The 26,761-nt window shown below is 67.2% G+C and carries 25 protein-coding genes; 16 read left to right on the top strand and 9 right to left on the bottom strand.

Going from position 1 to position 26,761, the window contains the following annotated elements; genetic code table 11:
* Nucleotides 1-7 precede the first annotated feature (7 nt).
* Both AC5QAB_RS13145 and AC5QAB_RS13140 read left to right on the top strand, forming a co-directional pair.
* Nucleotides 8-595 carry a TetR/AcrR family transcriptional regulator gene (locus AC5QAB_RS13145; protein WP_049440761.1) on the top strand — a complete coding sequence of 196 codons (588 nt, stop codon included), beginning with the start codon at nt 8-10 and terminating at the stop codon, nt 593-595.
* Between the two features lie 92 nt (nt 596-687).
* Nucleotides 688-1,188, top strand: coding sequence for a hypothetical protein (locus AC5QAB_RS13140; RefSeq protein ID WP_014646892.1), 501 nt, complete (start codon nt 688-690; stop codon nt 1,186-1,188).
* A gap of 11 nt (nt 1,189-1,199) precedes the next feature.
* On the opposite strand, the gene AC5QAB_RS13135 is transcribed toward AC5QAB_RS13140, so the two are convergent.
* The 3 genes from AC5QAB_RS13135 to ftrA form a co-directional block, all read right to left on the bottom strand.
* Nucleotides 1,200-1,667: a chemotaxis protein CheW gene (locus AC5QAB_RS13135; RefSeq protein WP_164166689.1), complete on the bottom strand. Its 468-nt coding sequence runs from the start codon at nt 1,665-1,667 to the stop codon at nt 1,200-1,202.
* A 107-nt stretch (nt 1,668-1,774) separates the two neighbouring features.
* Nucleotides 1,775-2,209, bottom strand: a complete 435-nt coding sequence (locus AC5QAB_RS13130; RefSeq protein WP_053494832.1) for a BLUF domain-containing protein — start codon at nt 2,207-2,209, stop codon at nt 1,775-1,777.
* Between the two features lie 94 nt (nt 2,210-2,303).
* The gene (ftrA, locus tag AC5QAB_RS13125; RefSeq protein ID WP_241883797.1) at nt 2,304-3,305 is read right to left on the bottom strand and encodes a transcriptional regulator FtrA; all 1,002 of its coding nucleotides are present in this window, start codon (nt 3,303-3,305) and stop codon (nt 2,304-2,306) included.
* Nucleotides 3,306-3,635: 330 nt separating this feature from the next.
* Between ftrA and AC5QAB_RS13120 the strand changes: the two genes are divergently transcribed.
* From AC5QAB_RS13120 to AC5QAB_RS13080, 9 genes are all read left to right on the top strand, one after another.
* On the top strand, nt 3,636-6,212 hold the full coding sequence (locus AC5QAB_RS13120) for a TonB-dependent receptor plug domain-containing protein (protein WP_495233442.1): 2,577 nt from the start codon (nt 3,636-3,638) through the stop codon (nt 6,210-6,212).
* 117 nt (nt 6,213-6,329) lie between these two features.
* Complete coding sequence (gene msuE, locus AC5QAB_RS13115; RefSeq protein ID WP_032960012.1) at nt 6,330-6,911, top strand: FMN reductase; 582 nt, start codon at nt 6,330-6,332, stop codon at nt 6,909-6,911.
* Nucleotides 6,912-7,067: 156 nt separating this feature from the next.
* On the top strand, nt 7,068-7,430 hold the full coding sequence (locus AC5QAB_RS13110) for a DUF3088 family protein (protein WP_032960011.1): 363 nt from the start codon (nt 7,068-7,070) through the stop codon (nt 7,428-7,430).
* A 14-nt stretch (nt 7,431-7,444) separates the two neighbouring features.
* Nucleotides 7,445-8,422, top strand: a complete 978-nt coding sequence (locus AC5QAB_RS13105) for an MsnO8 family LLM class oxidoreductase (RefSeq protein WP_032960009.1) — start codon at nt 7,445-7,447, stop codon at nt 8,420-8,422.
* An 18-nt stretch (nt 8,423-8,440) separates the two neighbouring features.
* Entirely contained in the window at nt 8,441-9,784 is a 1,344-nt protein-coding gene (locus AC5QAB_RS13100; RefSeq protein WP_495233441.1) for an LLM class flavin-dependent oxidoreductase, read from the top strand.
* 4 nt (nt 9,785-9,788) lie between these two features.
* Nucleotides 9,789-11,009, top strand: coding sequence for a M20 aminoacylase family protein (locus AC5QAB_RS13095; protein WP_483287050.1), 1,221 nt, complete (start codon nt 9,789-9,791; stop codon nt 11,007-11,009).
* A complete protein-coding gene (locus AC5QAB_RS13090; protein ID WP_032960004.1) occupies nt 11,006-11,557 on the top strand; it encodes a GNAT family N-acetyltransferase in 552 nt (183 codons plus the stop codon). The genes AC5QAB_RS13095 and AC5QAB_RS13090 overlap by 4 nt, the downstream gene beginning before the upstream one ends.
* The gene (locus AC5QAB_RS13085; protein WP_495233440.1) at nt 11,554-13,299 is read left to right on the top strand and encodes an amino acid ABC transporter permease/ATP-binding protein; all 1,746 of its coding nucleotides are present in this window, start codon (nt 11,554-11,556) and stop codon (nt 13,297-13,299) included. The genes AC5QAB_RS13090 and AC5QAB_RS13085 overlap by 4 nt, the downstream gene beginning before the upstream one ends.
* Nucleotides 13,300-13,315: 16 nt before the next feature.
* Nucleotides 13,316-14,293 carry an ABC transporter substrate-binding protein gene (locus AC5QAB_RS13080; RefSeq protein WP_495233439.1) on the top strand — a complete coding sequence of 326 codons (978 nt, stop codon included), beginning with the start codon at nt 13,316-13,318 and terminating at the stop codon, nt 14,291-14,293.
* Between the two features lie 57 nt (nt 14,294-14,350).
* Here AC5QAB_RS13080 and AC5QAB_RS13075 read toward each other — a convergent pair whose 3' ends face one another.
* The gene (locus AC5QAB_RS13075; RefSeq protein WP_495233438.1) at nt 14,351-17,470 is read right to left on the bottom strand and encodes a galactose-binding domain-containing protein; all 3,120 of its coding nucleotides are present in this window, start codon (nt 17,468-17,470) and stop codon (nt 14,351-14,353) included.
* 166 nt (nt 17,471-17,636) lie between these two features.
* Nucleotides 17,637-18,713: an MBL fold metallo-hydrolase gene (locus AC5QAB_RS13070; protein WP_032960001.1), complete on the bottom strand. Its 1,077-nt coding sequence runs from the start codon at nt 18,711-18,713 to the stop codon at nt 17,637-17,639.
* A 104-nt stretch (nt 18,714-18,817) separates the two neighbouring features.
* Between AC5QAB_RS13070 and AC5QAB_RS13065 the strand changes: the two genes are divergently transcribed.
* Nucleotides 18,818-19,429 carry a TetR/AcrR family transcriptional regulator gene (locus AC5QAB_RS13065; protein ID WP_014646907.1) on the top strand — a complete coding sequence of 204 codons (612 nt, stop codon included), beginning with the start codon at nt 18,818-18,820 and terminating at the stop codon, nt 19,427-19,429.
* Here AC5QAB_RS13065 and AC5QAB_RS13060 read toward each other — a convergent pair.
* The 4 genes from AC5QAB_RS13060 to AC5QAB_RS13045 all read right to left on the bottom strand — a co-directional run bounded on the left by AC5QAB_RS13060 (nt 19,426) and on the right by AC5QAB_RS13045 (nt 23,620).
* Nucleotides 19,426-21,372, bottom strand: coding sequence for an EAL domain-containing protein (locus AC5QAB_RS13060; RefSeq protein ID WP_075076794.1), 1,947 nt, complete (start codon nt 21,370-21,372; stop codon nt 19,426-19,428). The two genes, AC5QAB_RS13065 and AC5QAB_RS13060, sit on opposite strands and share 4 nt — an antisense overlap.
* A gap of 94 nt (nt 21,373-21,466) precedes the next feature.
* Entirely contained in the window at nt 21,467-22,183 is a 717-nt protein-coding gene (locus tag AC5QAB_RS13055; protein ID WP_049406437.1) for an SDR family NAD(P)-dependent oxidoreductase, read from the bottom strand.
* Between the two features lie 28 nt (nt 22,184-22,211).
* The gene (locus AC5QAB_RS13050) at nt 22,212-22,940 is read right to left on the bottom strand and encodes a GNAT family N-acetyltransferase (RefSeq protein WP_164110578.1); all 729 of its coding nucleotides are present in this window, start codon (nt 22,938-22,940) and stop codon (nt 22,212-22,214) included.
* A gap of 14 nt (nt 22,941-22,954) precedes the next feature.
* The gene (locus AC5QAB_RS13045) at nt 22,955-23,620 is read right to left on the bottom strand and encodes an ArsR/SmtB family transcription factor (RefSeq protein ID WP_032959997.1); all 666 of its coding nucleotides are present in this window, start codon (nt 23,618-23,620) and stop codon (nt 22,955-22,957) included.
* Nucleotides 23,621-23,675: 55 nt separating this feature from the next.
* Between AC5QAB_RS13045 and AC5QAB_RS13040 the strand changes: the two genes are divergently transcribed.
* The 4 genes from AC5QAB_RS13040 to AC5QAB_RS13025 all read left to right on the top strand — a co-directional run bounded on the left by AC5QAB_RS13040 (nt 23,676) and on the right by AC5QAB_RS13025 (nt 26,745).
* The gene (locus AC5QAB_RS13040) at nt 23,676-24,182 is read left to right on the top strand and encodes a DUF2938 family protein (RefSeq protein ID WP_197561183.1); all 507 of its coding nucleotides are present in this window, start codon (nt 23,676-23,678) and stop codon (nt 24,180-24,182) included.
* A gap of 40 nt (nt 24,183-24,222) precedes the next feature.
* Nucleotides 24,223-25,026: an APH(3')-II family aminoglycoside O-phosphotransferase gene (locus AC5QAB_RS13035; protein ID WP_197561182.1), complete on the top strand. Its 804-nt coding sequence runs from the start codon at nt 24,223-24,225 to the stop codon at nt 25,024-25,026.
* A 97-nt stretch (nt 25,027-25,123) separates the two neighbouring features.
* Complete coding sequence (locus AC5QAB_RS13030) at nt 25,124-25,714, top strand: TetR family transcriptional regulator (RefSeq protein ID WP_197561181.1); 591 nt, start codon at nt 25,124-25,126, stop codon at nt 25,712-25,714.
* Nucleotides 25,711-26,745 carry a DUF418 domain-containing protein gene (locus AC5QAB_RS13025; protein ID WP_197561180.1) on the top strand — a complete coding sequence of 345 codons (1,035 nt, stop codon included), beginning with the start codon at nt 25,711-25,713 and terminating at the stop codon, nt 26,743-26,745. The genes AC5QAB_RS13030 and AC5QAB_RS13025 overlap by 4 nt, the downstream gene beginning before the upstream one ends.
* The last annotated feature ends 16 nt before the right edge of the window (nt 26,746-26,761 follow it).

The following is a 26,761-nucleotide window of genomic DNA, read 5'->3' as shown; positions in this document are numbered from 1 at the left end:
TATTGCCATGAAGGAATCGCTCTCGCCCAAGGCCCAGGAAATCCTGGCCCATGCCCGTGCGCTGCTGGAAGCCGGTGGCTACAACGGCTTCAGCTACGCCGACGTGTCGGCGCGGGTGAACATCAGCAAGGCCAGCATCCATCACCACTTCCCCAGCAAGGCGGATCTGGTGCGCACGGTGGTCGAGCTGTACCGGGCCGAGGCGCGCGAAGGCCTGGCGCTGCTGGACCGGCAGTTGGCCGACCCGCTGCAGGAGCTCAACGCCTATGTGGATTACTGGTCCAGCTGCATTGCAGGGGGTACGTCCTCGTTCTGCATCTGCGCGATGCTGGCCGCCGAAGCGCCGATGATTCCGGCAGAGATCGCTGAGGAAGTGCGCGGCCATTTCGAGGACCTGAGCGGCTGGCTGGCAGTGACGCTGGAGAAGGGCGTTTCGATGGGCCAGCTGCAGTTGCAGGGCTCGGCGGCCGATGAGGCCAAGGCGTTCATGTCATCGGTGCACGGCGCGATGCTGGCCGCGCGCGGTTTTGGTGATGCGGCGACCTTCGCGGCACTGGCGCGGTTGGCGATCGCGCGGGTGAGCGCGGCGTCCTGAGAAATGTGTGGTGGGCCTGCGGCGACGCGGGCCTTCTTTTTGAGTCCTATGTCTACCTACTAGTAGGTTCACTCTGTCCCTGGAGATGTCCCATGTCCCACCCTCTGTCCACACTTGGCGTGATCCATACCGCTGTCAGCCTGATCCCGGTGTTGAGTGGCCTGTATGCCTTCATTCGCCATCGCGCAATCGATCCCGCCACGCGCGCGGGCAAGCTGTACCTGGTGGGGTTGGTGCTGTCGGTGGCCACTTCCTTCACCGTGTCCAGCACGGGCGGGATCAACCCCGGCCACGCATTCGGGGTGATCGTGCTGCTGGTGGCATTCGGCGGCGTGCTGGCCGCGCGGCTGCGCTGGCTGGGGCGCGCCGCGCGTTACCTGTCGACCTTCGCACTGTCGTTCAGCTTCCTGCTCTCGTTGGTGCCCGGCGTCAACGAAACGCTGACCCGCCTGCCGGCAGCGCATCCGATTGCGGCGGCACCGATGGCCCCGGTGGTGCTGCACACGCTGCTGGCCTGCCTGGTGGTGTTCGTGATCGGCTTTGCCGCGCAGTGCTGGAGGCTGCGAAACCGTGCCTTTGCAGGACGATCCTGAGACGCCGCCGGTCACCCCGGCGCGGCAAGTGCGCCCAGCAGTGCCGCCGGTTCGATCAGTGCAGCCGAGCGCGCCGGATCGAGTTGAATGTGCCGGCTGCAGAAGCAGAACGATTGGCCCGCTGCAGGCTCGGGGGTGTTCGCGCTCGCGTCCGGCGTCTCGATCTCCAGCACTTCGTCCACGGCCAGCGCCAGGGTTGCGGTGCCGGCGTTGATCAGCAGCATGGCCGGGCTGCCACCCTCGAATGCCGGTTGGTCGCTCATGCGGCGCAGGTCGACGACGGGTAATGGCTGCCCACGGACCTCCAGGGTCGGCCTGCCGTTGCGGTCTGCAGGGCCGAATGCCTCCGGACCGCGGATTTCGACCGCAGCCTGGATGTCGATGGCGAACAGGACGGTACCTGCACGCACGACGACGATCTCGAACAGGTCGGCAGGCGATGCGCGTGTTTCCGTTGCAGGGTGGGCGGGTACGGGCATGCGATGGGCGTGGCGAAGACGATGGGAAAGGAGATCTGGATGATGACGCCTGGACGCAACGCGCGGCCGCGTCGGCGTGCGCGTGCAAGGCGATGGTTCAGTGTCTATCAGGCGGCTGCGCGTGGCGCGCCGACGGTGCCGACGCGTGGAAAATGCGGACGCAGCAGGCCGACGAGCTGGTCCATGCCCGGAATGGAGTGGCCGAACTCGTCCCAGCGCGCATTCACCAGGCCGGACACCACGATCTGCCCGGTCTCGATGTGGGTCATTGCCCAGTACGGAACGGCACGCGCGCTGATGGCCATGTCCAGTACCGGCACGACGGCAGCATGCGAGCGGCTGTCATGGATGCGGCGCTTGACTGCTTCCAGGGCGTCGGGCGGGCCTTCGATGTACTGGAAAAACCGCTGCCCGTCGACGATCAGCGCACCGGTAACGTCCACCCGGCGATTGAACGTGGCAGATTGCGAGACGATCTGGTGGAGGGCTTGATTGGACAGCCCAGCCGACATGCGGCTGGAGTAAGCAAATGCATGGAGCATGGAAGGGGCTTCTTGTGACGCACGTCACTATACGCACGCAAGCCCGGACCGTCGTGAGGCTTTGCTCACGCCACGCTTGGCTCCGCGCACTGGATCAACAGCCCACCAACCGGTCGGCACCGAGACCGCCGCGATGCTGGCTGCGGTACTCGGTAGGGCTCGCGTCGACCTGACCGCGGAAGTGCCGACGGAACGATTCCTGCGAACCAAAGCCGGCCTGTTCTGCAATCCACTGCAGCGGCCGGTCAGTGGTTTCCAGCAGCTCGCGCGCGAAAGCCACGCGCTCGCGGATCAGCCAGTCGATCGGCGACAGGCCGGTGGCGTCCAGGAACTGCCGCTGCAGCGTGCGTTGGCTGAGCGCGGCCTGCTCGGCGAGGCTGCCCAGCGAGTGGGGCTCGCGCAGGTTGCGGCGCATCCATTCCATCAGCTTTGCCAAGCGGGTGGGCTCGCCGTGGGGAATGGCGCGGCTGACGCGCTGGCTGCGCCCGGCATCACGCCATGGTGCCAGGACCAGCCGTTCGGCCACCAGGTTGGCCACGCGCGCGCCGTAATCCTTGCGCACCATGTGCAGCATCATGTCCATGCCGGTGGCCGAGCCGGCCGAAGTGATGATGCTGCCGGTATCCACGTACAGCGCATCCTCGCGCACATCGATGCGCGGGAAGTCGCGTGCGAGTGCTTCGGTGAGGCGCCAGTGCGTGGTGGCCTGGCGGCCATCGAGCAGCCCGGCCCAAGCCAGCACGAAGGCGCCGGAGCAGATCGAGGTGATGCGCGCGCCACGGGCATGCGCACGGATCAGTGCATCGAGCAGCGCCTGTGGCGGACGTTCGCTGGGCTCGCGCCAGCCGGGGATGACGATGATGTCGGCGTCATCGACGGTGCTGAGATCGTAGGGCAGCTGCACCTGCGCATTACCGAGCATGCGCAGCGCGCCGGGCTCGCCCGCGCACAGCTGGGTGCGGTACCAGGCCACGCCGAGTTCCGGCCGCACCGGCGCGAACAGGCCGACCGCGCAGCCGAATTCGAACAGCCCCTGGCCGTGGCAGGCGACGATGGCAACGAGCGGCGCGGTGGGATCGGCGGGTGGGCTGGGCATGGCCTGATGCTACGGGTGGCGGTGCGTGGCGTTGCGTGATGCGCGGGCATGAGGTGATGCCGGGCGGGCATATGGGAACCGGGGTCGGATCCCTTCCGCAGGAAGGGCTCTGACCCCGTGGTGGGGAGGCGTGCGTGGGGTCAGAGCCCTTTCCTATGGAAAGGGATCCGACCCCGTGGGGGACCCCGTGCGTGTGCGCCGCCTAACGTCATTACCAGCGGTCATGTGGGTGGCCGGATGTTACGGCTGGGTGACGCGATCCCGCCTGTCGCACCAGGTGAACAGGCCCTTGAATGGAAGCGTGTTTCCGGCCCACCCCCACGAGCCCCCATGCCTGCCGCCCACGCCCCTGTCCTGAGCACTCTCGCTGTTCTGATCACAGCCATCCTTGCCGCCTCGCCCAGCCATGCGGCTGAAGCAGACGCAGATCCTGCTGCCACCGCCGCGACGGCCAACGTGGCCGCGTCCACGCTGGATGCGGTGGTGGTCACCGGCTCACGCACCAGCACGCGCACGGTGAAGAACAGTTCCACGCCGATCGACGTGATCTCCGCCGAAGACCTCACCGCCACCGGCCAGGCCAACCTGCTGGAAGCACTGCAGCGCGCACTGCCGTCGCTCAGCCAGATTGGTGGCTACCAGAGCGACCAGGAGAGCCTGATCCGTGGCTACCAGCTGCGCAACCTGTCGCCCGGCTACACGCTGGTGCTGGTGAACGGCAAGCGCCGCAATGCCAGTGCCTATGTGAGCGGTGCCAATGGGGGCGGCTTCCCAGGCCACGCCTGGGCAGACCTGGCGTTGATTCCGGTGTCGGCCATCGACCACGTGGAAGCGCTGCGTGATGGTGCGTCGGCCATCTATGGCTCGGACGCGATCACCGGCGTGGTCAACGTGATCCTGAAATCGCAGGCGCACGGTGGCGATGTGTCGGTGGAGAGCGGGCAGAGCATCGATGGTGATGGTTCGCGTACCAGCGTGCGCGCCAATGTCGGCCTGCCGTGGGGCCAGGATGGCTTCGTCAACCTGTCCGGCGAGAACACGCGGCAGCACCACGCGATCCGCACCCGTCGCTACATTGATGGCTACCTGAGCTATCCGGCAGTAGATGCCAACGGCAACCGGGTTGCATTGCGCCCGAACAACCGCTTGCCGACGGGTGCATCGCCGAACCCGGCCGAGGCCAACCGCGATGCCGAGGCCAACACCATCCTCAGCTCGCCGTCGTACGCGTTGAAGGCTTTCGCAGTGAATGCCGGCCATGGCCTGGGCGAGAGCGCGCAGTTCTACGCCAACGCCACGGCCAGTGACCGCACCGCGCAGGCGATCCAGAACTTCCGCCTGCCGGCGACCATCTTCACCACCTACAAGGCACCCGGCGTGCTGAGCGTGTTTCCCGATGGCTTCCTGCCGGTGCTGGAGACCAAGGAAAAGCAGTACACCGGCACTGCGGGCGTGAAGGGGCAGATCGCGGGCTGGGATTACGACGCCAGCCTGACCGGCAACCGCAGCACGGTGCGCACCTATACCCGCAATTCGGTGAACTACTCGCTGCCGTATCCCGGTTCGCCCACTGACTTCTATGACGGCAAGCTGGACTACCAGCAGGGGATCGCCAACCTGGACCTGCGCCGTGGCTTCGAGGTGGCGGCGTTGGCCTCGCCACTGGAAGTGAGCGCAGGCGCCGAGTACCAGCACGAACAGTACGAACGCGGGGCCGGGCAGTGGGAGTCGTACACCGGCTTCGGTGCAGCCGCGTTCGTGGGCTACTCCACCGCCGATGCGGTGAAGGCGACGCGCAACAGCAAGGCGGTCTATGTGGGCGCGGCCAGCAACATCACCTCGCGCTGGTATCTGGATGCAGCGGCGCGCTGGGAAGATCATTCCGACTTCGGCAGCGTGTCCACTGGCCGCCTGACCACGCGCTTCGACTTCACCGATGCGTTGGGTGTACGCGCGACGGTCAGCAACGGCTTCCATGCGCCCAGCCTGGGCGCACAGTTCTACCAGGCCACGGGCAGCTGCCCGTGCGGGACCACGCTGGTGGCGCAGGTGTCTTCGCCGGCGGCGGTTGCGCTGGGTGCTACGCCGCTGAAGCCCGAGAAAGCCACCAACTACAGCCTGGGCGTGACCTGGGACCCGAGCCCGGCGTTCCATCTGGCCGTGGATGCATACCAGATCGACATCCGTGGCCAGCTGGGCCAGTCCAGCCAGATCGGCTACAACGCGCAGGATCCGGCGCGCATCACCGACAACAGCGGTACGGTGCTGAGCGCGGCGCAGAAGAACACCATCGATGCGCTGCTGGGTTCAGCCGGCATCAGCATCCTGCCGGGTGATGCGTTCTACGCCAGCTACTTCACCAATGTAGGCAATACCCGCACGCGCGGTGTCGAGCTGACCCTGGAAGCCAACCAGGACACTGCGTGGGGCAAGCTGCGCTGGAGCTACGCGGCCAACGTCGGCCGTACCACCATCCAGAAGGTGAGCGACATTCCGGCGGCACTGCAGGGGCTGCCGAACATCAACCTGCTGACCAAGAGCAGCGAATACGCGCTGCGCTTCCGCACGCCCAGCTACACCCAGGTAGCCGGGCTGGGCTGGCAGAACGGGCGCTGGCGCTCGAACGTCGATTTCACCTACTACGGCCCGATCAAGCGCCTGAACAACGGCGTGGAGTACAAGCAGCCGCCGGTGCTGGTGACCAACCTGTCCGGCGGCGTGGAGCTGGGGGCGGGCTGGAGCGCGGCGCTGGGGATCAACAATGTGTTCGACAAGCGCACGCGCAAGGTGCCCGGGTACGCGCGCAGTGCCACCGATGTGGCGAGCATCGAGACGACCTGGGACAACGGCGACGTGTTGGGCAACGTCGGGGCGTATTGGTATGGGCGGATCAGTTACCGGTTCTGATCTGGGGCAGCCGAGCATGGCTCGGCTCTACAAAGGCGGGAAGCAGCCGAGCATGGCTCGGCTCTACAAAAGACGAAGGGCGGCCGGAGGTAGTTCGGCATTATCGAGGAGCAGTTCATGTCTTCTGCATTGAAGGTGGTTGCATTGGTGGGGTCGCCGACCAGTTCGGCGACATCGCGCACGTTGCTGCTGGTGCGGCATCTGCTGGCGTCGCTGCAGCAACGCGTGCATGCCAGCGTGGAGCTGGTGGAGCTGGCGCCGATCGCGCGCTCGCTGGGCCAGTCGTTGTCGCGCGATGAGGCGGGGCCGGAGGTGGAGCAGGCGCTGCAGAGCATCGAGGCCGCAGAGCTGCTGGTGGTGGCCGCGCCGGTCTATCGCGGCTCGTATCCCGGGTTGTTCAAGCACCTGGTCGACTTCGTCGGGCTGGAGGCGCTGGTGGATACGCCGGTGCTGCTGGCAGCGACCGGTGGCAGCGAGCGCCATGCGCTGGTGATCGACCACCAGTTGCGGCCGTTGTTCAGTTTCCTGCAGGCGCACACGCTGCCGATCGGGGTGTATGCCACGCCTGCCGACTTCGACGGCGAGCACATCAACAGTGCTGCCTTGCAGGCACGCATCGCGCTGGCAGCCGAGCGTGCGGCCGGCCACCTGGCGACGCAGGCGCTGGCGGTAGCGGCGCCGCTGCGACGCATCGCCTGACGCCATAACCGGCGGCGCTTTGCTTATGTCCACGCCGCATCTGCATGGCCGGATCTGACCGCCGATTGTCGCCAGGCGTCGCTGCCGCAGCCGCCGGCATCTCTAGCATCGATATCGAAGCGGCATCGCATTGCCGGCCCAGATGAGGACCCCCCAGTGACGCTCGACGCAGCAAGCAAACCCATCCTGTTCCTGCTCGATCGCGAGTTCGAGGACGGCCAGATTCCCGGCCAGCGCTTCTTCTGCCGGCACAGCCTGTTGCTGGAAGGTGCACTGTCGAGCATCGACGGCCTTGATGCGCAGCTGGACGTACGTCGCATCGGCTTCGCGCGGCCGCGCCGCGAGGTGATCGCCGAGATCGGCGAGCAGGACCAGTCGTTGCCCAAGCTGGTGCTGCCGCAGGGCGTACGCAGCGACCTGGCCAGTGGCGCGCACCAGGACCGGCAGTACATCTCCGGTGCCGAACCGATCCTGGCCGCACTGAACGGATTGCTCGGCATTCCCGTGGCCCACCCCTGAGCGAGGACGCGACCGTGAGCTATCAGATCAGCGTGCTGGACAAGAGCCCGGTGGCCGAGGGCGCTTCGCCGGAGCAGGCGCTGCGCAACAGCCTGCAGCTGGCGCAGCGCGCCGAACAGCTGGGCTATCACCGCTACTGGTTTGCCGAGCACCATGCCGCACCGACGTTGGCCAGCCCTGCACCGGAAGTGCTGGCGGCCTGGGTGCTGGCGCAGACCCGGCGCATCCGCATCGGCAGTGGCGGGGTGATGCTGCGCCACTACGCGCCGTACAAGGTGGCGGAGAACTTCAACCTGCTGGCGGCGCTGGCGCCGGGGCGCGTGGATCTGGGCGTGGGCAAGGCCCCCGGCGGCCTGCCGGCCTCGACCGCCGCGCTGGCAGCCGGGCGTCCGCCGTTCGCCGACTTCGACCAGCAACTGCGCGACCTGGAGGGTTATCTGGCCGGCGCCGAAAGCGAGGCGCTGGCGCGGCCGGTTCCGCAGCAGGCGCCGGAGCGTTTCCTGCTCGGCGCAAGTCCACAGAGCGCAAAGCAGGCGGCCGAACTGGGCTGGCGCTTCGTCTACGCCGCGCACTTCGATGGTGACCCGAAGCACATCGAGGCCGCGTTCGATGCCTACCGCAGCGTCGCCTCGCAGCCGCCGCTGCTGGCCACGGTGGCCTTCGCCGCACCGACTGCGGAAGCCGCTTCGCGTCATATCGGTGCGCTGCGCGTCTACAAGCTGCACCTCGGTCCCGGGCAGGCGGTGAACCTGCCCAGCGCCGAGGCAGCTGCCGAGTACGCGCGCCAGGTGGGGGTAGCCGACTTCCGCATCGAGGAAACGCGCCCCAGCGTGCTGTCCGGTGATGCGCAGCACGTGCGTGACGAACTGGATGCGCTGCACCGGCGTTTCGGCGTGGGCGAGTTCATCCTCGATGCGCCGGTGGCCGACCTCGACGCACGCCTGACATCCCTTGAACTGCTGTCGCCCGCGCCGCGCGCGGCGGTGGCCTGACCTGCAGGAGCGTTTCCCATGAGCACGACCCCGCGCCACATTCCGTTCGGCATCATGCTGCAGGGCCCCGGCAGCCACATGCATGCCTGGAAGCACCCGTCCAACCCGGCCGATGCCAGCGTCAACCTGCAGTTCTACATCGACATCGCGCGCACCGCCGAAGACAACGGCATCGCCTTCGGCTTCGTGGCCGACGGGTTGTATATCAACGAGAAGTCGATCCCGCATTTCCTCAACCGTTTCGAGCCGATCTCGCTGCTGTCGGCGCTCGCTACGGCGACGAAGAAGATCGGCCTGGCCGGTACGCTGTCGACGTCCTACAGCGATCCGTTCACCGTCGCCCGTCAGTTCGCCTCGCTGGATCTGCTCAGCGGCGGCCGCGCTGGCTGGAACGTGGTGACGTCGCCGTTGGAGGGCTCTGGCCGCAATTACGGTCGGCCGCACCCGGAGCACGCGCTGCGCTACCAGATCGCCGACGAATATCTGGAAGTGGTGCAGGGACTGTGGGATTCCTGGGACGACGACGCCTTCGTGCGCGAGCGCGACAGCGGCACATTCTTCGCACCGGAGAAGTTCCGCCGGCTCGACCACAAGGGGCGCTTCTTCCAGGTGGAAGGTCCGCTCAACATCCAGCGTTCGCCACAGGGCCAGCCGGTGATCTTCCAGGCCGGTTCGTCCGACGACGGCATCGCGCTGGCCGGCAAGTACGCCGATGCGGTGTTCACCCATTCGCCGTCGCTGGAAGAAACCCGCGCGTTCACCCAGAAGGTGAAGAACTCGGCGATCGCGCATGGCCGCAGCGGCAACGACGTGAAGATCTTCCCGGGCATCGGCCCCATCGTTGGCCGTACCGCAGAGGAGGCTGAAGCCAAGTACCAGGCAATCGCCGCACTGGCCACGCTGGAGGATGCACTGGCGTACCTGGGACGCTTCTTCGATCACCACGATTTCAGCCAGTACGATCCGGACGCGCCGTTCCCGGACCTGGGTGAGATCGGCAGCAACTCATTCCGTTCCACCACCGATCGCATCAAGCAGGATGCGCGGCAGAAGGGGCTGAGCCTGCGCCAGGTGGCACTGGAAGCCGTGAGTCCACGACCGAACTTCATCGGCACGCCGGAGCACGTGGCCGATGAGTTGATCCGCTGGTTCGATGCCGGTGCCAGCGACGGCTTCATCCTCGGTTTTGCGGCGCAGCGCGAAGGCCTGGACGATTTCGTGACCCAGGTGCTGCCGATCCTGCAGGCGCGCGGCTACCACCAGCGCGAGCTGGAGGGGCAGACCCTGCGCGAACATCTGGGCCTGCCGTACAAGGCCAGCCGTCATTCGACCGATGCCGAGCCGGCGCGGAAGGCGGGGTAGGGCAATGAGCGGAGAAACTGCGGCAGCACCGGGCCATGTCCGGCGGGATTCCCAAACGACGGGCGTATTGCCCGAGATCGCGGCACGCGCCGAGGCCACCATCGCGATCCGCCATGACCTGCACCGCCACCCGGAGCTGGCCTTCGAGGAGCACCGCACCAGCGCCCGTGTGGCCGAGTTGCTGCAGCAGTGGGGCTATGAGGTGACCACCGGCCTCGGTGGCACCGGCGTGGTCGGCACGTTGCAGCGTGGGCAGGGCGGCCGTCGGCTGGGGCTGCGTGCGGACATCGATGCCTTGCCGATCCACGAAGACTCGGGGCTGGCCTACGCCAGCCAGACCGACGGCCTGATGCATGCCTGCGGCCATGATGGTCACACCGCCATCCTGCTGTCCGCCGCGCATTACCTGGCCCATCACGGCACTATCGACGGCACCTTGCAGCTGGTGTTCCAGCCAGCCGAGGAAACCGGCTCGGGTGCATCGAAGATGATTGCCGACGGCCTGTTCGAGCGCTTCCCGGTGGATGCGATCTATGGGCTGCACAACTGGCCCGGCGTACCGGTCGGCCACTTCGGCTTCGTCGACGGCCCAGCGATGGCGTCGGTTGACTGGGCGCGGCTGAAAGTGATCGGCAAGGGTGGCCACGGGGCCGAGCCGCAGGGCAGCGTGGACCCGATCCTGGTCGCCGCGCACATCATCACGGCATTGCAGAGTGTGGTGTCGCGCAATGTCGACCCGCGGCAGATGGGCGTGGTCACCGTCGGTTCGATCCACGGTGGACAGGCCGCCAATGTGATTCCGGACGTGGTCGAGCTGAAGCTGACCGTGCGCGCCTACCTGCCCGAGGTGCGCGACACGCTGCGCCGCCGGGTGACCGGGATTGCCGAGCAGACCGCTGCCGCTTTCGGGGCACGCGCCGAAATCGAGTTCCCGCGTGGCTTCCCCAGCGTGATCAACCACCCGCAGCAGACCGCCTACATCCGCGACGTGGCCGTGCAGGGCTTCGGCAACGAACAGGTGGTGCCGGAGTTCGCGCCGCGCACCGCCAGCGAGGACTTCGCTTTCCTGTTGCAGGCACGGCCCGGGAGTTTCGTGTTCGTCGGCAACGGCGACAGCGCACCGTTGCACAGCCCGCGCTATGTGTTCAACGACGCCGCCATTGCACCCGCTGCCAGCCTGTGGGCGCGGCTGGCCGAAGACTATCTGGTGAAGGACGTGGCATGAGCAACAACGAACGCTTCCTCTATACCTCGGTGGATGATCCATTGGCGCGGCCGCTGTTCGATGGCCTGGAACAGGAGTACGACAGCCGCTATGCCGACGTGCGCCGACGCATCGGCGGCAGCGCCCGCGAGGAGCTGCAACGCTATCCGGCGCAGGCCTTCGCGGCGCCGGTAGGCGCGTTCGTGCTGCTGCTGCGCGATGGTGTGGCGATCTCCGGCGGCGCCTTCATGCCGCACCGCGATCCGGACACCGCCGAATTCAAACGCATCTGGACGCTGCCCGGGCTGCGCCGGCAGGGCATCGCGCGTCGCGTGCTTCAGGAACTGGAAGACCAGGCGGCGCGGCAAGGGTACCGGCGGGTGTTCCTGACCACTGGCTTCCGCCAGCCTGAAGCCGTCGGCCTGTACCTCAGCCACGGCTACACCGCGCTGTTCGACCTGCAAGCCGACCCGGAAACCATCGCGCATCTGCCGTTCGAGAAGCACCTGAGCGTATCGGCGCCGGTCGTTGTGCCATCACAGGCCATGCGGCACGGAGCCCACGCATGAGCACGCCTTCGACTGCGCTGGATGGCATTGCCGCACCCCCCGCGCCAGCACCGGCGTTGAAGATCGTGCCGGCCCGGCATCCGCTGCAGGTCTTCGGCACGGTGCTGGCACTGGCGCTGATCCTGATCGGGCTGCAATCCGTGCTGGGCAATCCGCGCTGGGGCTGGGGCACGTTCGCCGAGTGGTTCTTCGCACGGCCTGTACTGGAAGGCCTGGGTCGCACGCTGCTGCTGACCGCGCTCGGTACCGGCCTCGGCTTCGCACTGGGTACCTTGCTGGCGCTGGCCCGCGTGTCCGGCTCGCCGCTGCTGTCGGCGGTGTCGTGGGGCTATGTATGGCTGTTCCGTTCGATCCCGCTGCTGGTGCTGTTGCTGCTGCTGAACAACCTGGGCTACCTGTACAGCACTATCGAACTGGGCGTGCCGTTCACCGGCATCAGCCTGTTCTCGTACCCGACCACGCAGCTGATCGGCGTGTTCACCGCCGCAGTGCTGGGCCTCACCTTGAATCAGGCCGCGTTCTCGGCCGAAGTGATCCGTGGTGGCATCCTCTCGGTCGACCATGGCCAGTACGAGGCGGCAGCGGCACTTGGCCTGCCGCGTGGCCGCCAGGTGCGCCGCATCATCCTGCCGCAGGCGATGCGTTCGATCCTGCCGGCCGCGTTCAACGATGTGATCGGCCTGGCCAAGAGCACCTCGGTGGTCTACGTACTGGCGCTGCCGGAGCTGTTCTACACCGTGCAGGTGATCTACCGCCGCAATCTGGAAGTGGTGCCGCTGCTGATGGTGGCCACGGTCTGGTACCTGGTCATCCTTACCGTGCTGTCGCTGTTGCAGCGGCGCGTGGAGCAACGCTTCGCGCGCGGCCAGCTGCAGCGCGAGCGCTCGGTGTCGCGGGTGTCATCGCCCCCGCGTGTGCAGGGCGAAGCCGCACCGCGCGTAGCAAGCCGCCCGCGTATCGCCCCCCAGGTTGAAGCGGGCGAGGGCGCGGCGGTGTCGCTGCATGGCGTAGGCAAGGTGTTTGGCGACCAGCCGGTGCTGGAAGACGTGAACCTGGACCTGCGCGCCGGCAGCGTGACCGTGCTGATCGGCCCTTCGGGCGCCGGCAAGTCCACGCTGCTGCGGCTGATCAACCACCTGGAACGCGCCGACGGCGGTTACGTGACTGTCGGCGGCCAGCTGATCGGCTACCGCCGCGAGGGCGACACCCTGTACGAGCTGCCCGAGCGCGAGATCCGACGCCGCCGTGCGGAAGTGGGCATGGTGTTCCAGGGCTTCAACCTGTTCCCGCACCTGACCGCGCTGGAGAACATCATCGAGGCACCGATCGCGGTGCGCGGCGTGCCGCGCGCGCAGGCCGAGCAGCAGGCGCGCACGCTGCTGGAACGGGTCGGCCTGGCCGACAAGGCCGATGCCTTCCCGCGCCAGCTGTCCGGTGGCCAGCAGCAGCGCATCGCGATTGCCCGCGCGCTGGCCCTGCAGCCGAAGGTGCTGTTGTTCGATGAACCGACCTCAGCGCTGGACCCGGAGCTGGTAGCCGAGGTGCTGAGCGTGATCGAGGAGCTGGCCCGCTCCGGCACCACGCTGGTGATCGTCACCCATGAGCTGAGCTTCGCCCGCCGCGTAGCCGATCACGTGGTGATGATGGACCAGGGCCGGGTGATCGAGCAGGGCACGCCCGAGGTGCTGTTCGAACGCCCGCGCCAGCAGCGCACCGCCGATTTCCTGGCCAAGACCCTGTAACCGAGAAAGGAACACCATGAGCCCTGCAGCACCGCGTCGTCCCTCGCGCAGCACCCTGTTGATCGTGGGCGTGCTGGTCATCGGCATCACCGGCATCGTCTATTCGCGCGTGCGGCAGGCACCGGATGCCGGCACCGTGGCCGCGACCAGCCTGGCCGGTGCGAACACGGCGGTGTTGAACGGCACGTTCGATCCAGAGGCGCAGTCATTGATCCCCAAGGGGTATCGCTTCGTCACGCCCGGGTCGTTCACCGTGGCCACCCATCCAGGGCAGCTGCCGCTGGCCGACTACGGGGCCGACAGCAAGGACGTTGTGGGCATCGAGCCCGACATCGCGCGCCTGATCGCCGATGCGCTGGGCCTGAAGCTGGTGATCGTGCCGGTGGCCTGGGCCGACTGGCCGCTGGGTCTGGAATCAGGCAAGTACGATGCGGTGCTGTCGAACGTGACGGTTACCGAAGAGCGCAAGAAGAAGTTCGATTTCTCCAGCTACCGTTACGACCTGCTGGGCATCTACACGCGCGCAGACGGGCCGATCCAGAAGATCGAGAAGCCGGCCGATGTGGCCGGGCTGAAGGTGGTGGTGGGTGCAAGCACCAACCAGGACCAGATCCTGCGGCAGTGGGACCAGCAGAACATCGCGGCGGGATTGAAACCAGTGGAGTACCAGTACTTCGATGACGCCGTGGTCGGGCGGCTGGCGGTGATCACCGGCCGCGCCGATGTGTCGTTCGAGCCCAACGCCACCGGTGCCTATTCCGCACGCGACGGTAAGGTGCGCCGCGTCGGCCTGTTCCCCGGTGGCTGGCCGAACGCTGCGGCGATCTCGGTGACCACGCGCAAGGGCAGCGGCCTGGCTGATGCAGTGACGCAGGCGCTGAACACCCAGATCGCCAGTGGCACCTACGCGCAGGCGCTGAAACGGTGGAACGTGGCCGAGGAAGCCGTGCCGCAGTCGCAGACCAACCCGCCGGGATTGCCGACGTTGCAATGACACCGGGCGTGGCCCGGCGCGACCTTCGCTTGTAGAGCCGAGCGATGCTCGGCTGTTTTACCAACGCGCCTCCAGCGTTCTGAACGGTTTCGCCAGGCGCACGCCCTCGGCGTCGAAGTCGGAAACGCTGCCTCCGTCCACACGCACCGTCTTCGGCATCGTGCGCGCCGGCCACCAGACCTTCACCGCCGTTCCGCCGCGCAGCCCTTTGCCCAGCGCCACCGTCAGCACTCCGTCGCGCTGCCGCGCCTGCATCTGCAATGTGCCATACGCCGTCGGCAGGCGTTCAACCGCCAATCCATTCCCCGCCACCCACGAGGGCGGTGTGCCCGGCAGCAGCGAGAGCGCATCATCGTCTTCGCGCATCAGCATGCCGAACAGGGTACGGCCGTATTCGGCGCCGATCCAGGTATGCGGCATGTCGCCGAGGTAGCGCGGGAAGCGCAGCCGTGAATGCACTACTTCGGCCAGCACCTGCCATTCAAGCGGGCGCCGGTCATGAAGCAGGCCCTGCAGCAGCTCGTCAGCCACGTCTGGCTGGCCCAGGTGCACATAGCTCAGCACGTTGCGGATCTCGTACGGCGTGTAGGCATACAGCGCACCGGGCTGGCTGCGCTTGCGCACGTCTTCCAGGTAGCGGGCGAAGGTGGTCCGCAACGCATCTGCCGGCAACACGCTCTGCGCGCCGGTCGGGTCCAGGGCGATCGACACGCCCGTGGGGTCACCATCGCCAAGATCGGCCGATGACGGAATGAAGTCGATGCCCTTCCACGCCATCGTTGCGCGGATCGAGGCACGCAATGCGTCGTACAGCGCTTTGTACTGCTCGCGCGCCCAACGGGCGGTTTCGTGGTCGCCCAGTGCCTCGGCCAGCCACGCGCCGTCGTGCCACCCCTTCAGGCCCCAATAGTCATCCCAGTAGCTGTGGGTGGGTGATGGATAGCCCTCATGGCTGATCGATGGTGCAAGGATGCCCGCAAAGCGTTCCGGGGCAGGCTGGTCAGCCTTGTATCCGGGCACCAGCGTGCGCTCGCGCAGTTCCTGCAGGAAGTGCAGCGCGGCCTTCACCTTCGGCAGGTAGTCACGCACCGACTCGGGTCCGCCATCCAGCCGTGCAACGTCGGCGACCAGCGCCACGTACTGGCCCTGGCTGTCGTACTCGATGTCCGAACCGAAGCCGGTGTTGACGCTGCCATCGTCATTGAGGATCGGCGAGACCAGGCCGTTGGCATGTACGCCGTGTTCGCTGTACCAGGCCAGGTAGTCGCGCGCGACCTTGGCCTCGCCCATGCGCAGCAGCACGGCCGAGGTGGCCATGCCGTCGCGGATGAAGGAGCGGTTGTAGTTGCGCGGGCCGGGCTGCATCGCCGGGCCGGTCTGGTTGATCAGCATGTAGGCGGCCTGCGCGCGCAGCATGTCCACCAGTGATGGATCGGGCAGGCGCAGGCCGACCTGGCCCAGCCGTGCCTGCCAGTCCGCGGACGCCTGCGTGGCCAGTGAATCGAACGCCGCATTGGCATCGCGGGGAAGCGTGGCCAGATCCAACGCAGGCGCTTCGGGCAGCACGCCATTGGCATCCGCGGCGGCGGTGCCCAACGGGAACGCGACCACGATGGCATCGCTGGTTCCCGGCGCCAACGAGACGCGGTAGTCCAACGCAGCCGAGGCAAGACCCTGGTCATCATGCGCCTGTTGCGCGGAAGGCAGTTGGCCGGCAGCGATGTCCGCGGTGATTTCCGTTGCGCCATCCCTGCCAAACGGCGCCGCGCCGGACGCAGCCACTGGCGTGAGCGACTGCAGCAGCGTGCGGCCATTGATGCGCACGGATTGCCTGTCGATGGCCACATCGCGGATCGGCGACAGCCCGCCGTTCTGCCATGGCGGGTTCATCTGCATCGGGCGCACGACCAGGCTGAGCGTGCCGTCGATCCGGGTTTTTCCGGTGTTGTGCAGGCGATGACGCAGGAACGTTACCGGCTGGCCGTTGCGCTCGATGGCGAATACCTCGCTGCGCAACTCCAGCCCGGGCTGCGGTGACCACGTAGCGGAGGGCATCGGCTTCCAGCCATCCCGCAGCGCGTGCTGTATCGGCTGTCCTGCCGCGCCAGCGGCGCGGCCGTCAGCACTTCGCCAGATCGGCTGCACCAGTGGCGCGCCCTTGAAGGCTTCCAGATTGCCGTATTCGTCGAAGATCGACTTCTGCCGGCCCGCATGCACGCCCACTGCGGTCCAATAGGTCTGCTGCATTTGCAACGACGCCGGGAACAACGCGCGCTGCGCGCCGCTGGCAGCGATCTGGTAGCGCTTCATCGGCGTCATCACGGCTTTCGGGCCGAGCAGGCGCAGGCGCGCGATCTGCGGTGCAGCGCCGTCCACGCTCAGGCGGAATGTACGTAACGGTTGTGCTGCAGTGGCGGCCAGCCAGCTTTGTCGATGATTGGCCGCTTGTGCATCGTGTGCGAGGTCCTGCCAACGGCCCTGTGCATCCTGCACCTGCAGTCGCGCGGCGCCGCGCGCGCCATCGGCCCAGTCGACGACCAGGCCAGCCGTTGATTGGGCCCGCGGCAGCGTGATCTCGAACGTATGGGATCCATTTGCCCCGGCCGGCATCGCGACGGTGCCGCCGCCTTGCCAGAGCGCCGCTGCCTGCGTTGCATCGATACCGCTGATGCGTGCGCTGAGCGTGCTGTCCAGTGGCTCCATCTCGAAGATCGACACACCCCAATCGGAGGTGCGCTGCGGGCTGGCCAGCCGCAGGTAGCGTGCCTGCCGCGGCGCGAAGTACAGCGTTTCCACGTCGCCCAGCGAATCGGCCATCGTGTACGCGGTCTGCCACTGCGTGCCGTCCAGCGAGGTCTGTAGCGAATAGCCTTCCGGGTTGGAGACATCCCAGGTAAGGCGCGCACCGGCCAGCAGGGTGGGCGCGCCCAGATCGATCTGGAACCAGTGGCCCGGACTGAAGGCGCCGCCGGTGACGGTCTTCGGGTCGCCGTCGATCAGGTGGCCGATCGCCATCGCCGGTACCTGCTGCGAGGAACTGCTGGCCTGCCATTGGCTGCGCGGGGGGAGGGTCTGTGCCTGTGCGCTGGAGGCCAAGGCGGCCAACAGCAGGGCGGCGGCAGATCGCCATGGGATAGCTGAGCGGGAGACCTTGGAGCGTTCGGCGCGCAACGTCATTACGGACTGCCTCGCAGGTTCGACCGGAATCGGGCGAGCGCTACGCTAGCAAGGGATGTAATCGGTTACATGACGCACTGCAGCGCCGCAGGCCGCTTCCGTGGTTGACGCAGCCGAGCATGGCTCGGCTCTACATGGCTTCCGGCAGGTCAAACGGCATCGCCCGTTAAAGCTCCACCGTCTCCCACCATCGCGTACCCGCCTGCGGCGCCTGCATGTCCAGTGCTTCGCCCATCATCGGCGTGGCCACCGGCACATTCTTTGCGGCCGCCAATGCCGTGATGCGCTCGAACGGCTGCTGCCATGCGTGCAGGGCCAGATCGAAGGTGCCGTTGTGGATCGGCAGCAGCCACTTGCCGCGCAGGTCCAGGTGCGCCTGCAGGGTCTGTTCCGGCTGCATGTGCACGAACGCCCAGCGCGGATCGTAGGCGCCGGTCTCGATCATGGTCAGGTCGAACGGTCCGTACTTCTCGCCGATGGCCTTGAAGCCATCGAAGTAGCCGGTGTCGCCGCTGAAGAAGATGCGGAAGTCGCCGTCCTGGATCACCCATGATGCCCACAGGCTGCGGTCGCTGTCACCCAGCCCGCGGCCGGAGAAGTGCTGGCCCGGGGTCGCGGTCAAGCGCAGGCCACTGGCTTCAGTCGACTGCCACCAGTCCAGCTGTTCCACCTTGCTGGCGTCCACACCCCATGCAATCAGCTGGTCGCCGACGCCGAGCGGTGCGATGAAGCGCGCGGTCTTGCCGGCCAGCTGCATTACCGCGGCATGGTCGAGATGGTCATAGTGGTTGTGCGAGAGGATCACGCCGGCGATGGGCGGCAGTTCGTCGATGCTGATCGGCGGTGCGTGGAAGCGCGCCGGCCCCATCCACTGCACTGGTGAGGCGCGCTCGGAGAACACCGGGTCGGTCAGCCAGTACTGGCCACGCAGCTTCAGCAGGATCGTGGAGTGCCCAAGCCGGAACAGGCTGCGATCCGGCGCAGCATCCAGGGAGGCGCGATCCAGCGGCTGCACCGGAATCGGGTGGGCCGGGACGGTGCCCTTGGGCTTGTTGAACAGGAACGTCCACCAGATCTCCGCACCGTCGCGCAGGCCCATCGCCGGACGGGGCAGGGCATTGCGGAACTTGCCGTCGCGGTACTGCGGCGAATCGGGGAAGTCGGGGAGGGACCAGGACTTGCAGAAGGTGTAGGCGGTCACGGCGAGGATTCCAAGCAGGAGGACAAGGAGCAGGCGCTTCATGGGTGACGTCCGCTGGGTACACTGCACAGTGTAGTTTCGCATTTTTCAAAAGTACACTACTGGGTGTAAAATGGTGGCGTCCGTTCAGCTATCCGGTCTCCGCCATGCCCCGTGCCCCACAACGCCTGACCGACCGCAAACGCGAGGCCATCGTGCGCGCGGCGGTGGAGGAGTTCCGTGCATCGGGTTACGAGGCGACCAGCATGGACCGCATCGCCGAGGTGGCCGGGGTCTCCAAGCGCACCGTCTACAACCACTTCCCGAGCAAGGAAGCGCTGTTTTCGATGATCCTGGAGGAGCTGTGGGAACGCAGCGTGGCCAGCGACGCACTGCCGTATCGCGCGGACCAGCCGTTGCAGGCGCAGCTGCTGCAGTTGCTGGGCCAGAAGCTGGAACTGCTCAGCGATGCCAACTTCATCGACCTGGCACGGGTGGCGATGGCCGAGGTCATCCACTCACCGGAGCGGGCGCAGGCCATCGTCTGCCGCATGGGCGAGAAGGAAAGTGGCGAGAGTGCGTGGATCCGCGCAGCGATCGCCGATGGCCGGTTGCGAGAGGTTGATCCGGAATTCGCCGGCCACCAGCTGCATGGGCTGGTGAAGAGCTTCGCGTTCTGGCCGCAGGTGACGATGGGGCAGCCACCATTGACCGCGCAGGAACGCGCACGCGTCGCCGAATCGGCGGTGGCCATGTTCCTGGGTTTCTACGCGGTCTAGCTGGCGGCGAAGCGACGGAACTCGTCGGCCGGCAGTGCGGCCGAGTACAGATAGCCCTGGCCGACATCCACGCCCAGCGCGCGCAGGTGCTGTTCCTGCGCCAGGGTTTCGGTCCCCTCGGCCACCACGATCGCGCCGCAGCGGTGCGCGACTTCGACGATGAAGCGAACGATCGACTGCGACTTGGCGTCGGACAGCGTGGCGATCAACGCCTGCTCGATCTTGACCTCGGCGATGGCCAGCTGCGAAAGCAGGATCAGGGTCGAATAGCCCGCGCCGAAATCATCCAGCGACAGGGTGACTCCGGCCGCCAGCAGCTGTGCGATGTTGGCATCGACCAGGTCACGCTCGACGATCTCGGTCCACTCGACGATTTCCAGCCGCAGCATCGCGCCGGGGATGTCGTGCAGCTGCAGCAGTTCCTGCAGGCGCAGGCCGAAGTCGGGCAGGCGCAGGGATTCGGCTGACACATTGACTGCGATGGTCAGCGCCGCGCCGTCCTGCCGGCAGTGCTGCAGGAAGTGCACCGCCGACTGCAGCGTGGCCCATTCCAGGTCTGCCAGCCGGCCCTGCCGGCGCAGCAGCGAGATCACCCGCATCGGTGCAATCGGCCGGCCTTCGCCATCGCGCATGCGCAGCAGCGCTTCGGCGCCGACCAGCTGGCGGTCCTGCAGGCGATGCTTGGGCTGGTAGCACAGCGGTGCGTCGCCCTGCTGCAGCCAGCGTTCGAGGGCGAATTCGATCAGGGCGTCGATCTCGCCGTCGCGCTGGATCGGGTCGTCGAAGAACACGACGCCGGATTCGATCGCGCTCAGTGCCACGGTGATCGCGCGGAACGGAAGATGTCCTTCGTCGGCATCAACGGGGGGCTTCAATTCAACCACCGCACAACGGAACAGTGGCCGGAAGCCAGGCCAATCGCGGCCGACCCGATCGGCCAGGTTGCTGGCCAGCTCGGTGATCTGCGGTTGTATGCGCAGTTCGGACAAGGTCATGCCGCGCACCAGGATCGCCAGCGCGGCATCACCGAACTGGTAGACCTCCACGTCGTCCACCGCCAGCGATGGCAGCAACCGGTGGACGTCGGCCGGTGTATCGCGCTGCCACAGGCCGTTGTCCTGCAATGGCCCGTAGCGCAGGCGCAGATCGCGCAGGTTGCCCATCTCGGCCACGATCAGGCAGGCCTTGCCGATGCCGTCGTTGTCGCGCCAGTACCGCTGCAGGCGTTCACCGAGCGCACGCATGTTGGGCAGGCCGCTGATCGGATCGATGCGCAGCCACGCCTGTTCGCGCTGGCGCTGCGCATCGATCTGGGCATCGTTGTAGACCAGCGCGAACACTGCGCCGAGTACCAGCAGCGAGACCGGCAGTGCCAGCACACGCTGGATCGCCAGTTCGGCCACCGGTAGTTGATCGGCCCCAATGATCGCCACACCCAGCGCCAGGCCCAGAGCGGTCATCCCGATACGCACGGACCACGCCTGCAGGATCATGCGTGGCGAGAGTTCGTTGAGCATGCGCGGGTGCAGGCGCCTGCGCAGCCAGACGCCGGCCACCATCTGCAACACGGCCTCGAGGCTGGCAGGCAGGAAGAACTGGGTGCCGACGAACTGGTAGCGGGCGAGCAGGGCGGCGGCCAGGCAGGCCAAGCCGCCGCGCCAGCCACCGAGCAGGCCACTGACCAGCAGGATGTCGAAGCCGAGGTGCAGCTTGACCACTCCCTGGGTGTAACGGGCCACGAACCAGGAATTGAACAGGTAGATCAGGCCCAGCGCTACGCCGACATACAGGCGCCGTCCTTCAATGGCGTGCCCGGCGCGACGGGTGGCGATCAGCAGCACGCCGATCATGCCGATCACCGCCGTGGCCTGCAGCAGGTACAGCGGCAGGCTGGGCAGGGCGCTGTCCAGGACCTGGGCCGAGACCCGTGAAAGCGCATCCATAGCAGGTTCCCGCCTGTGACCGACGGCCAGTGACGAGCAGGGTAAACCACAGGCGCCTGTGCGGCCACCAAGGGCCAGGCCAAGGTCCCTGCGGTCAGTAGCGCGGGTCGGCGATGGCGGGCAGCACCAGTTCGCGCACGAAGGAGGACGGTGACAGCTGCAGCAGGGCGCGTACCATCGCCACGACATCATGGACCGGCACCAGTGCGCCGTCGCCGCGCGCTGCGGCGTCCGCTACCGGCACTGACAGTGCATCGTCGGTGTTGAGGTAGCCCAGCTGCAGGCTGGTTACCGCCAGGCGCCGATCCCGGAAACCTTCGCGCAGCGCATCGGCGATGCCGTTGAGCGCGAACTTGGATGCGCCGAACGCCACTTCCGGGCGGCCGCTGCGCGGCAGCGCCGAGGTCGAGCCGGTCAGCACCAGCTGTGGGCGTGCTGCGCCCAGTACCCTCGGCAGCAGGCGCCGCAGCAGCACCAGGGTCGCGGTGATGTTGACGTCGACGAGCTGGGCAAGCGCGGCATCGCTTTCGTCGAGGAAGGCGTACTCGTCGCTGAAGGCCGTCTCTTCCCAGATGCCCAGGTTGTGGATGAGCACATCCAGATCGGCCGGCGCCTGCGCTGCGATGTGATTGGCAGCAAGGGTGGGCTGGGACAGATCCGCTTCGATCCACTGCAGGGTGACGCCCTCGGGGCATTCGAGGTCGTGCGGGCGGCTGCGCGAAACGCCGATGACGGTGTCGCCCGCACTGCACAGGCCTTCGACGAACGCTCGACCGAGGCCCCTGCTGGCGCCGATGACCATCAATTTCATGTGGCATCCTTGTTGTGCTGCGGCGGCCTCAGTCGGCCGCCAGAATGGTGTCCCAATCGGCGAACGCGCGCAGGCCGCTGCGTCCGGCGGTGATGATCGAGGCGGTGTTGTCGAGCTGGCAACGGTATTGCGGCTGCAGCCCGGACGCCCGCGCGGACACGGCCATGGCGTGTACCAGCTGTCGCGCGTGACCGCGACCGCGGGCCTCGGGCAGGGTCAGTACGCCCATATCGGCGAAGGCTGGATCCAGGCTCCAGGGGTACATGCTTCCCGCAGCGACCAGGCGCTCGCCGTCGAAGGCACCGAACACCTGCCAGTGATCCAGCTCGACCCAAGCGGCATCGAGATCGTCCTCGCTGGCCGTGGCCTGGAACGCGTTGAACGCTGCCGCGTCGGTCGCGCCGAGGCGGCGGATATGCGGTGGGGCAGGGTGTTCGGCGAGGGCGGCGAGTGTTGCGGTGGGGAAATAGAAGACACGATCCGCGCCGTGCGTATGCTGGCCGAGCTGCTGCAAGCGCTGTTGCAGCTGCGCCAGTGTCCAGTGCGGTTGCGCACGCAGTTGCAGGCGAGCGGCCAGGGCAGGACGCAACAGCGCTCGGGCGGGGCCCGCGACCGGCTGTAACAGCATGCCGTCCTCACCCTCATCGACATCATCGCTGCACGCCAGGTGCAGCTGCGGCCCCTGCTGCAACGTGCGCTGGCCGGCGAACACGCGCAGCCAGGCAGCATCGATCAACGGGGAAATCGCATCATCCATGACAAACGGTTCGCTCAGTGTCGGGGCAGTTCAACCTGCAGGCCTGCGGCCTTCCATTCGGGATAGCCGGCGGCCAGTCGCTGCGCGCTGAGGCCGGCTTCGCGCAGCATCATCACTGCATCGTTGGACAGCACGCAGTAGGGCCCGCGGCAGTACGCGACAATGTGGACGGCGCGCGGCAGTTCGTCCATCCGCGCGTGCAGTTCCGTAGCGGGAATGTTCAGCGCGCCGGGCAGGTGGCCCAGATCGAATTCCTCGCGCGGCCGCACGTCCAGCAGTACCACGCTGTCGCGTTGCTCCAGCAGCTGCTCGACGGTCAGCCCTTCCAGTGCATCGCGGCGCTGCAGGCTGTCGGTGAGGACGCCCTGCATTTCGCTGCGCTGGTGGTCGGCATAGTCGCGCAGCGCGGCCAGCAGGTTGGCCAGTGGGCCGTCAGCGCTGCGGTAGAGGATGCGCTTGCCGTCACGGCGGGTCTGCACCAGGCCGGCACGACGCAGCTGCTGCAGGTGCTGGGAGGTATTGGCCACCGACAGGCCGCTCAGTTCGGCCAGGCGCTCGACCGCACGCTCGCCCTGGGCGATGTGCTCCAGCAAGGCCAGGCGGTGCGGGTGGCCCAGGGTGCGGGCGATCTCGGCCAGCGCTTCCAGCGGGGACGGCGGCAGCTCGGTTGCAGCGTTCATGCCGGGCACGCTAGCATCGCTCCATCATTCAAGCAAATAATTGAAGGTAAGCGGAATGAGTGGCTGGGCGACGACATTGGTGATCGATGCGGTAGCGATCGGCGTGGGCGCGACCGCGCTGATGGATCTGTGGGCGTTGCTGCAGCGCAGGCTGCTCGGCATTCCGTCGCTGGATTTTGCGATGGTCGGCCGCTGGCTCGGCCACCTGCGGCGTGGGCGCTTCCGCCATGATGGCATTGGTCGTTCGCTGCCGGTGGCCGGCGAGCGCGCGCTGGGGTGGACCGCGCATTACGTGATCGGTGTGGTCTTCGCCGTGTTGTTGCTGGCCGTGGTCGGGAACGGTTGGGTGCAGGCACCGACCCTGTGGCCGGCGCTGGCCTTCGGCATTCTCAGCGTTGCCGCGCCGTTCTTCATCCTGCAGCCGGGCATGGGCGCCGGCATTGCCGCTTCGAAGACCCCGGCGCCTGGCAAGGCGCGGCTGCGCAGCCTGGTGGCACACAGCGTGTTCGGCGCAGGCATGTACCTTTCCGCGCTGCTGTTGGCCGGGGTCCGTGCAGGATGAGCGAGAATCCGTGGGTCACCGGCAACAGGAACATCCCCGCATGGAAGCACCCGATCCCTTCACTGACGGCATGCCGCTGCCGTGGGCGTGGCGGGAAACATTGGCCGATGCGCGCATCGAGCGACAGTCGATCGGCGTATCGCGCGCAGACGTCGCCCGTGTGCATCGCCCGGGACAGGCTGATGCCTTCCTGAAATCGGAAGTGATCGATGCCTTCAGTGAGCTGGGCGATGAGATCGCGCGCCTGCGCTGGCTGCAGGGCCAGGGGCAGCCGGCGCCTGCAGTGATTGCCACCGCCGAAGAAGCGGGCCGGCGCTGGTTGCTGATGAGCGCGCTGCCCGGCCGCGACCTGGCTTCGTCGCCTGAGCTTCCGCCCCAGCGCCTGGTGGAACTGCTGGCCGATGCGCTGCGGGGCCTGCATGCCATACCGGTGGCGGCCTGTCCGTTCGACCAGCGGCTGGCCTCGCGCCTGCAGGCCGCGCAGGCACGGGTCGAGGCGGGCCTGGTCGACGCCGATGACTTCGATGACGAGCGCCTGGGGCAGAGCGCACAGCAGGTGTTCGCCGAACTGCGCGCCACCCGGCCCGATCACGAGGATCTGGTGGTCAGCCACGGCGACGCCTGCCTGCCGAACCTTTTGGCAGCCGAAGGCCGTTTCAGCGGCTTCATCGACTGTGGCCGGCTGGGTGTGGCCGATCGCTACCAGGATCTGGCGCTCGCCGCGCGCAGCCTGGTCCACAACTTCGGCGACACGCGTTGGGTCGCGCCGCTGTTCCGGCGCTATGGCGTTGTGCCCGACGAACGGCGGCTGGCGTTCTACCGTCTTCTCGACGAGTTCTTCTGAAACCGCACAGGGCAGCGTAGGGCAGGGCTGAACGGCGCCCTGCTAGCGGATCCGCGCGCCCTTAAAAATGGACGAACGTTCGTTCACTATTTGTGGCATGAACCGGACTGACCGCAACGAGCAACGCATCGCGCAGATCCTGCAGGCCGCCCTGCAGTGTTTCCTCGTCAAGGGCTTCCACCAGACCAGCATGCGTGACATCGCGCAGGCGGCCGGCGTCAGCCTCGGCAATCTCTACAACCACTTCCCGGGCAAGGAGGCGATCATCCTTGCGGTGGCCGTGGCCGAAGGCGAGGAACTGGCACCGTTGCTGCAGCGACTGGCCGCGTCCGATGGCGAGCGCGCACGGGTGCTGGTTTTCCTTCAGGACTTCCACGCACTGTGCCGGCAACCGGAGTGGGCAACGCTCGCCGTCGAAGTGCTGGCCGAGAGCGCACGCAATCCGGCCGTGGCCGAGGCATTTGCGGCCAATCGCAGGCAATTGCAGGCGACGCTGGCCGAAGCCCTGCAGCAGGTGGCACAGCGCGAACGTCGGCGCCCCGTGCTGGCCCCGGCACTGCAGGCACAGGTGCTTCTGGATGCCATCGAAAGCGATGCCCTGCGCCGAGGGCTGGGCGAAGCCGGGGGCACCGATGAGGCATCGCTGGATCTCGGCCTGCTTGCGCTGCTGCTGGGCGCACGCGCATGAGCGCCGTCGACCGGCGACTGCACGGCGTTGATCTGGCGCGTTACCTGGCCTTGGCCGGCATGGTGCTGGTCAACTTCCGCCTGGCGATGGCCGTCCCAGCAGAGGGCGCCGGATGGTTGGCAGGCGTCTTCCACTTTCTGGAAGGCAAGGCTTCGGCGACGTTCGTTACGCTGGCAGGGTTGGGCCTGGTACTGGGCACGCAGCGGCAGGGTTGGTGGCCGGCCAGTGTGCAGACCTGGCGGCGCGCGCTGTTCCTGCTGGTGCTGGGCCTGCTCAACCTGACCCTGTTCCCGGCCGATATCCTGCATTACTACGCGGTGTATTTCGCGCTGGCCGTGCTGTGGCTCCGGGCCTCGCCGCGGGTGTTGCTGGCCAGTATCGTGGGGATCGCGGCCTGTTCGTTCTGGGCGTTGCTGCACTGGGACTACAGCCAGGGATGGAACTGGCAGACGCTGGAATACGCCGGTCTGTGGCAATGGCCGGGCGCGGCCCGCAACCTGCTGTTCAATGGGTTCCATCCACTGCTGCCGTGGCTGTGCTTCTTCCTGCTGGGCATGCTGCTGGCGCGGCTGCAACTGTCGCAACCGCGGGTCCAGCGCGCGCTGCTGGTGCTGGGCCTGATGCTGATGGTGGCTGGACATGGCGTGCAGCAGCTTGCGCAGGGAACGCCCTGGCAGGCGTGGCTGGGAACGCAGCCGATGCCACCGGGACCGGCCTACGTACTCACGGGTGCGGGCGCGGCCTGCAGTGTCATTGCCGCCTGCCTGTGGCTGACGCGTGTGCGACCGGGTGACTGGCTGGAACCGTTCACCGCGGCCGGGCGCATGACCCTGACCCTGTACGTCGGCCACATCCTGCTGGGCATGGGCACGCTGGAAGGCCTGGGCCTGCTCGATGGCAGTGCGTCGCTGCCGGCCGTGCTGCTGTGGGCATTGTTGTTCCTGATGCTGGCCACGGGCGCAGCGTGGCTGTGGTCCTGGCGGTTCGCGCGGGGCCCATTGGAAGCGGTGATGCGACGCGTCGCCGGCTAGCACTTTGGTCGCGCAG

Source organism: Stenotrophomonas sp. YJH_SMC_127 (genome assembly GCF_059372445.1).
This window is presented reverse-complemented; position numbering and strand designations above follow the sequence as displayed.

Bases quoted from the DNA above. Each gene is read 5' to 3' on its own strand.
- AC5QAB_RS13145 (WP_049440761.1), top strand. From the start codon at position 8: ATGAAGGAATCGCTCTCGCCCAAGGCCCAGGAAATCCTGGCCCATGCC.
- AC5QAB_RS13140 (WP_014646892.1), top strand. From the start codon at position 688: ATGTCCCACCCTCTGTCCACACTTGGCGTGATCCATACCGCTGTCAGC.
- AC5QAB_RS13135 (WP_164166689.1), bottom strand. From the start codon at position 1,667: ATGCCCGTACCCGCCCACCCTGCAACGGAAACACGCGCATCGCCTGCC.
- AC5QAB_RS13130 (WP_053494832.1), bottom strand. From the start codon at position 2,209: ATGCTCCATGCATTTGCTTACTCCAGCCGCATGTCGGCTGGGCTGTCC.
- ftrA (WP_241883797.1), bottom strand. From the start codon at position 3,305: ATGCCCAGCCCACCCGCCGATCCCACCGCGCCGCTCGTTGCCATCGTC.
- AC5QAB_RS13120 (WP_495233442.1), top strand. From the start codon at position 3,636: ATGCCTGCCGCCCACGCCCCTGTCCTGAGCACTCTCGCTGTTCTGATC.
- msuE (WP_032960012.1), top strand. From the start codon at position 6,330: ATGTCTTCTGCATTGAAGGTGGTTGCATTGGTGGGGTCGCCGACCAGT.
- AC5QAB_RS13100 (WP_495233441.1), top strand. From the start codon at position 8,441: ATGAGCACGACCCCGCGCCACATTCCGTTCGGCATCATGCTGCAGGGC.
- AC5QAB_RS13095 (WP_483287050.1), top strand. From the start codon at position 9,789: ATGAGCGGAGAAACTGCGGCAGCACCGGGCCATGTCCGGCGGGATTCC.
- AC5QAB_RS13090 (WP_032960004.1), top strand. From the start codon at position 11,006: ATGAGCAACAACGAACGCTTCCTCTATACCTCGGTGGATGATCCATTG.
- AC5QAB_RS13085 (WP_495233440.1), top strand. From the start codon at position 11,554: ATGAGCACGCCTTCGACTGCGCTGGATGGCATTGCCGCACCCCCCGCG.
- AC5QAB_RS13080 (WP_495233439.1), top strand. From the start codon at position 13,316: ATGAGCCCTGCAGCACCGCGTCGTCCCTCGCGCAGCACCCTGTTGATC.
- AC5QAB_RS13075 (WP_495233438.1), bottom strand. From the start codon at position 17,470: ATGACGTTGCGCGCCGAACGCTCCAAGGTCTCCCGCTCAGCTATCCCA.
- AC5QAB_RS13070 (WP_032960001.1), bottom strand. From the start codon at position 18,713: ATGAAGCGCCTGCTCCTTGTCCTCCTGCTTGGAATCCTCGCCGTGACC.
- AC5QAB_RS13065 (WP_014646907.1), top strand. From the start codon at position 18,818: ATGCCCCGTGCCCCACAACGCCTGACCGACCGCAAACGCGAGGCCATC.
- AC5QAB_RS13060 (WP_075076794.1), bottom strand. From the start codon at position 21,372: ATGGATGCGCTTTCACGGGTCTCGGCCCAGGTCCTGGACAGCGCCCTG.
- AC5QAB_RS13055 (WP_049406437.1), bottom strand. From the start codon at position 22,183: ATGAAATTGATGGTCATCGGCGCCAGCAGGGGCCTCGGTCGAGCGTTC.
- AC5QAB_RS13050 (WP_164110578.1), bottom strand. From the start codon at position 22,940: ATGGATGATGCGATTTCCCCGTTGATCGATGCTGCCTGGCTGCGCGTG.
- AC5QAB_RS13045 (WP_032959997.1), bottom strand. From the start codon at position 23,620: ATGAACGCTGCAACCGAGCTGCCGCCGTCCCCGCTGGAAGCGCTGGCC.
- AC5QAB_RS13040 (WP_197561183.1), top strand. From the start codon at position 23,676: ATGAGTGGCTGGGCGACGACATTGGTGATCGATGCGGTAGCGATCGGC.
- AC5QAB_RS13035 (WP_197561182.1), top strand. From the start codon at position 24,223: ATGGAAGCACCCGATCCCTTCACTGACGGCATGCCGCTGCCGTGGGCG.
- AC5QAB_RS13030 (WP_197561181.1), top strand. From the start codon at position 25,124: ATGAACCGGACTGACCGCAACGAGCAACGCATCGCGCAGATCCTGCAG.
- AC5QAB_RS13025 (WP_197561180.1), top strand. From the start codon at position 25,711: ATGAGCGCCGTCGACCGGCGACTGCACGGCGTTGATCTGGCGCGTTAC.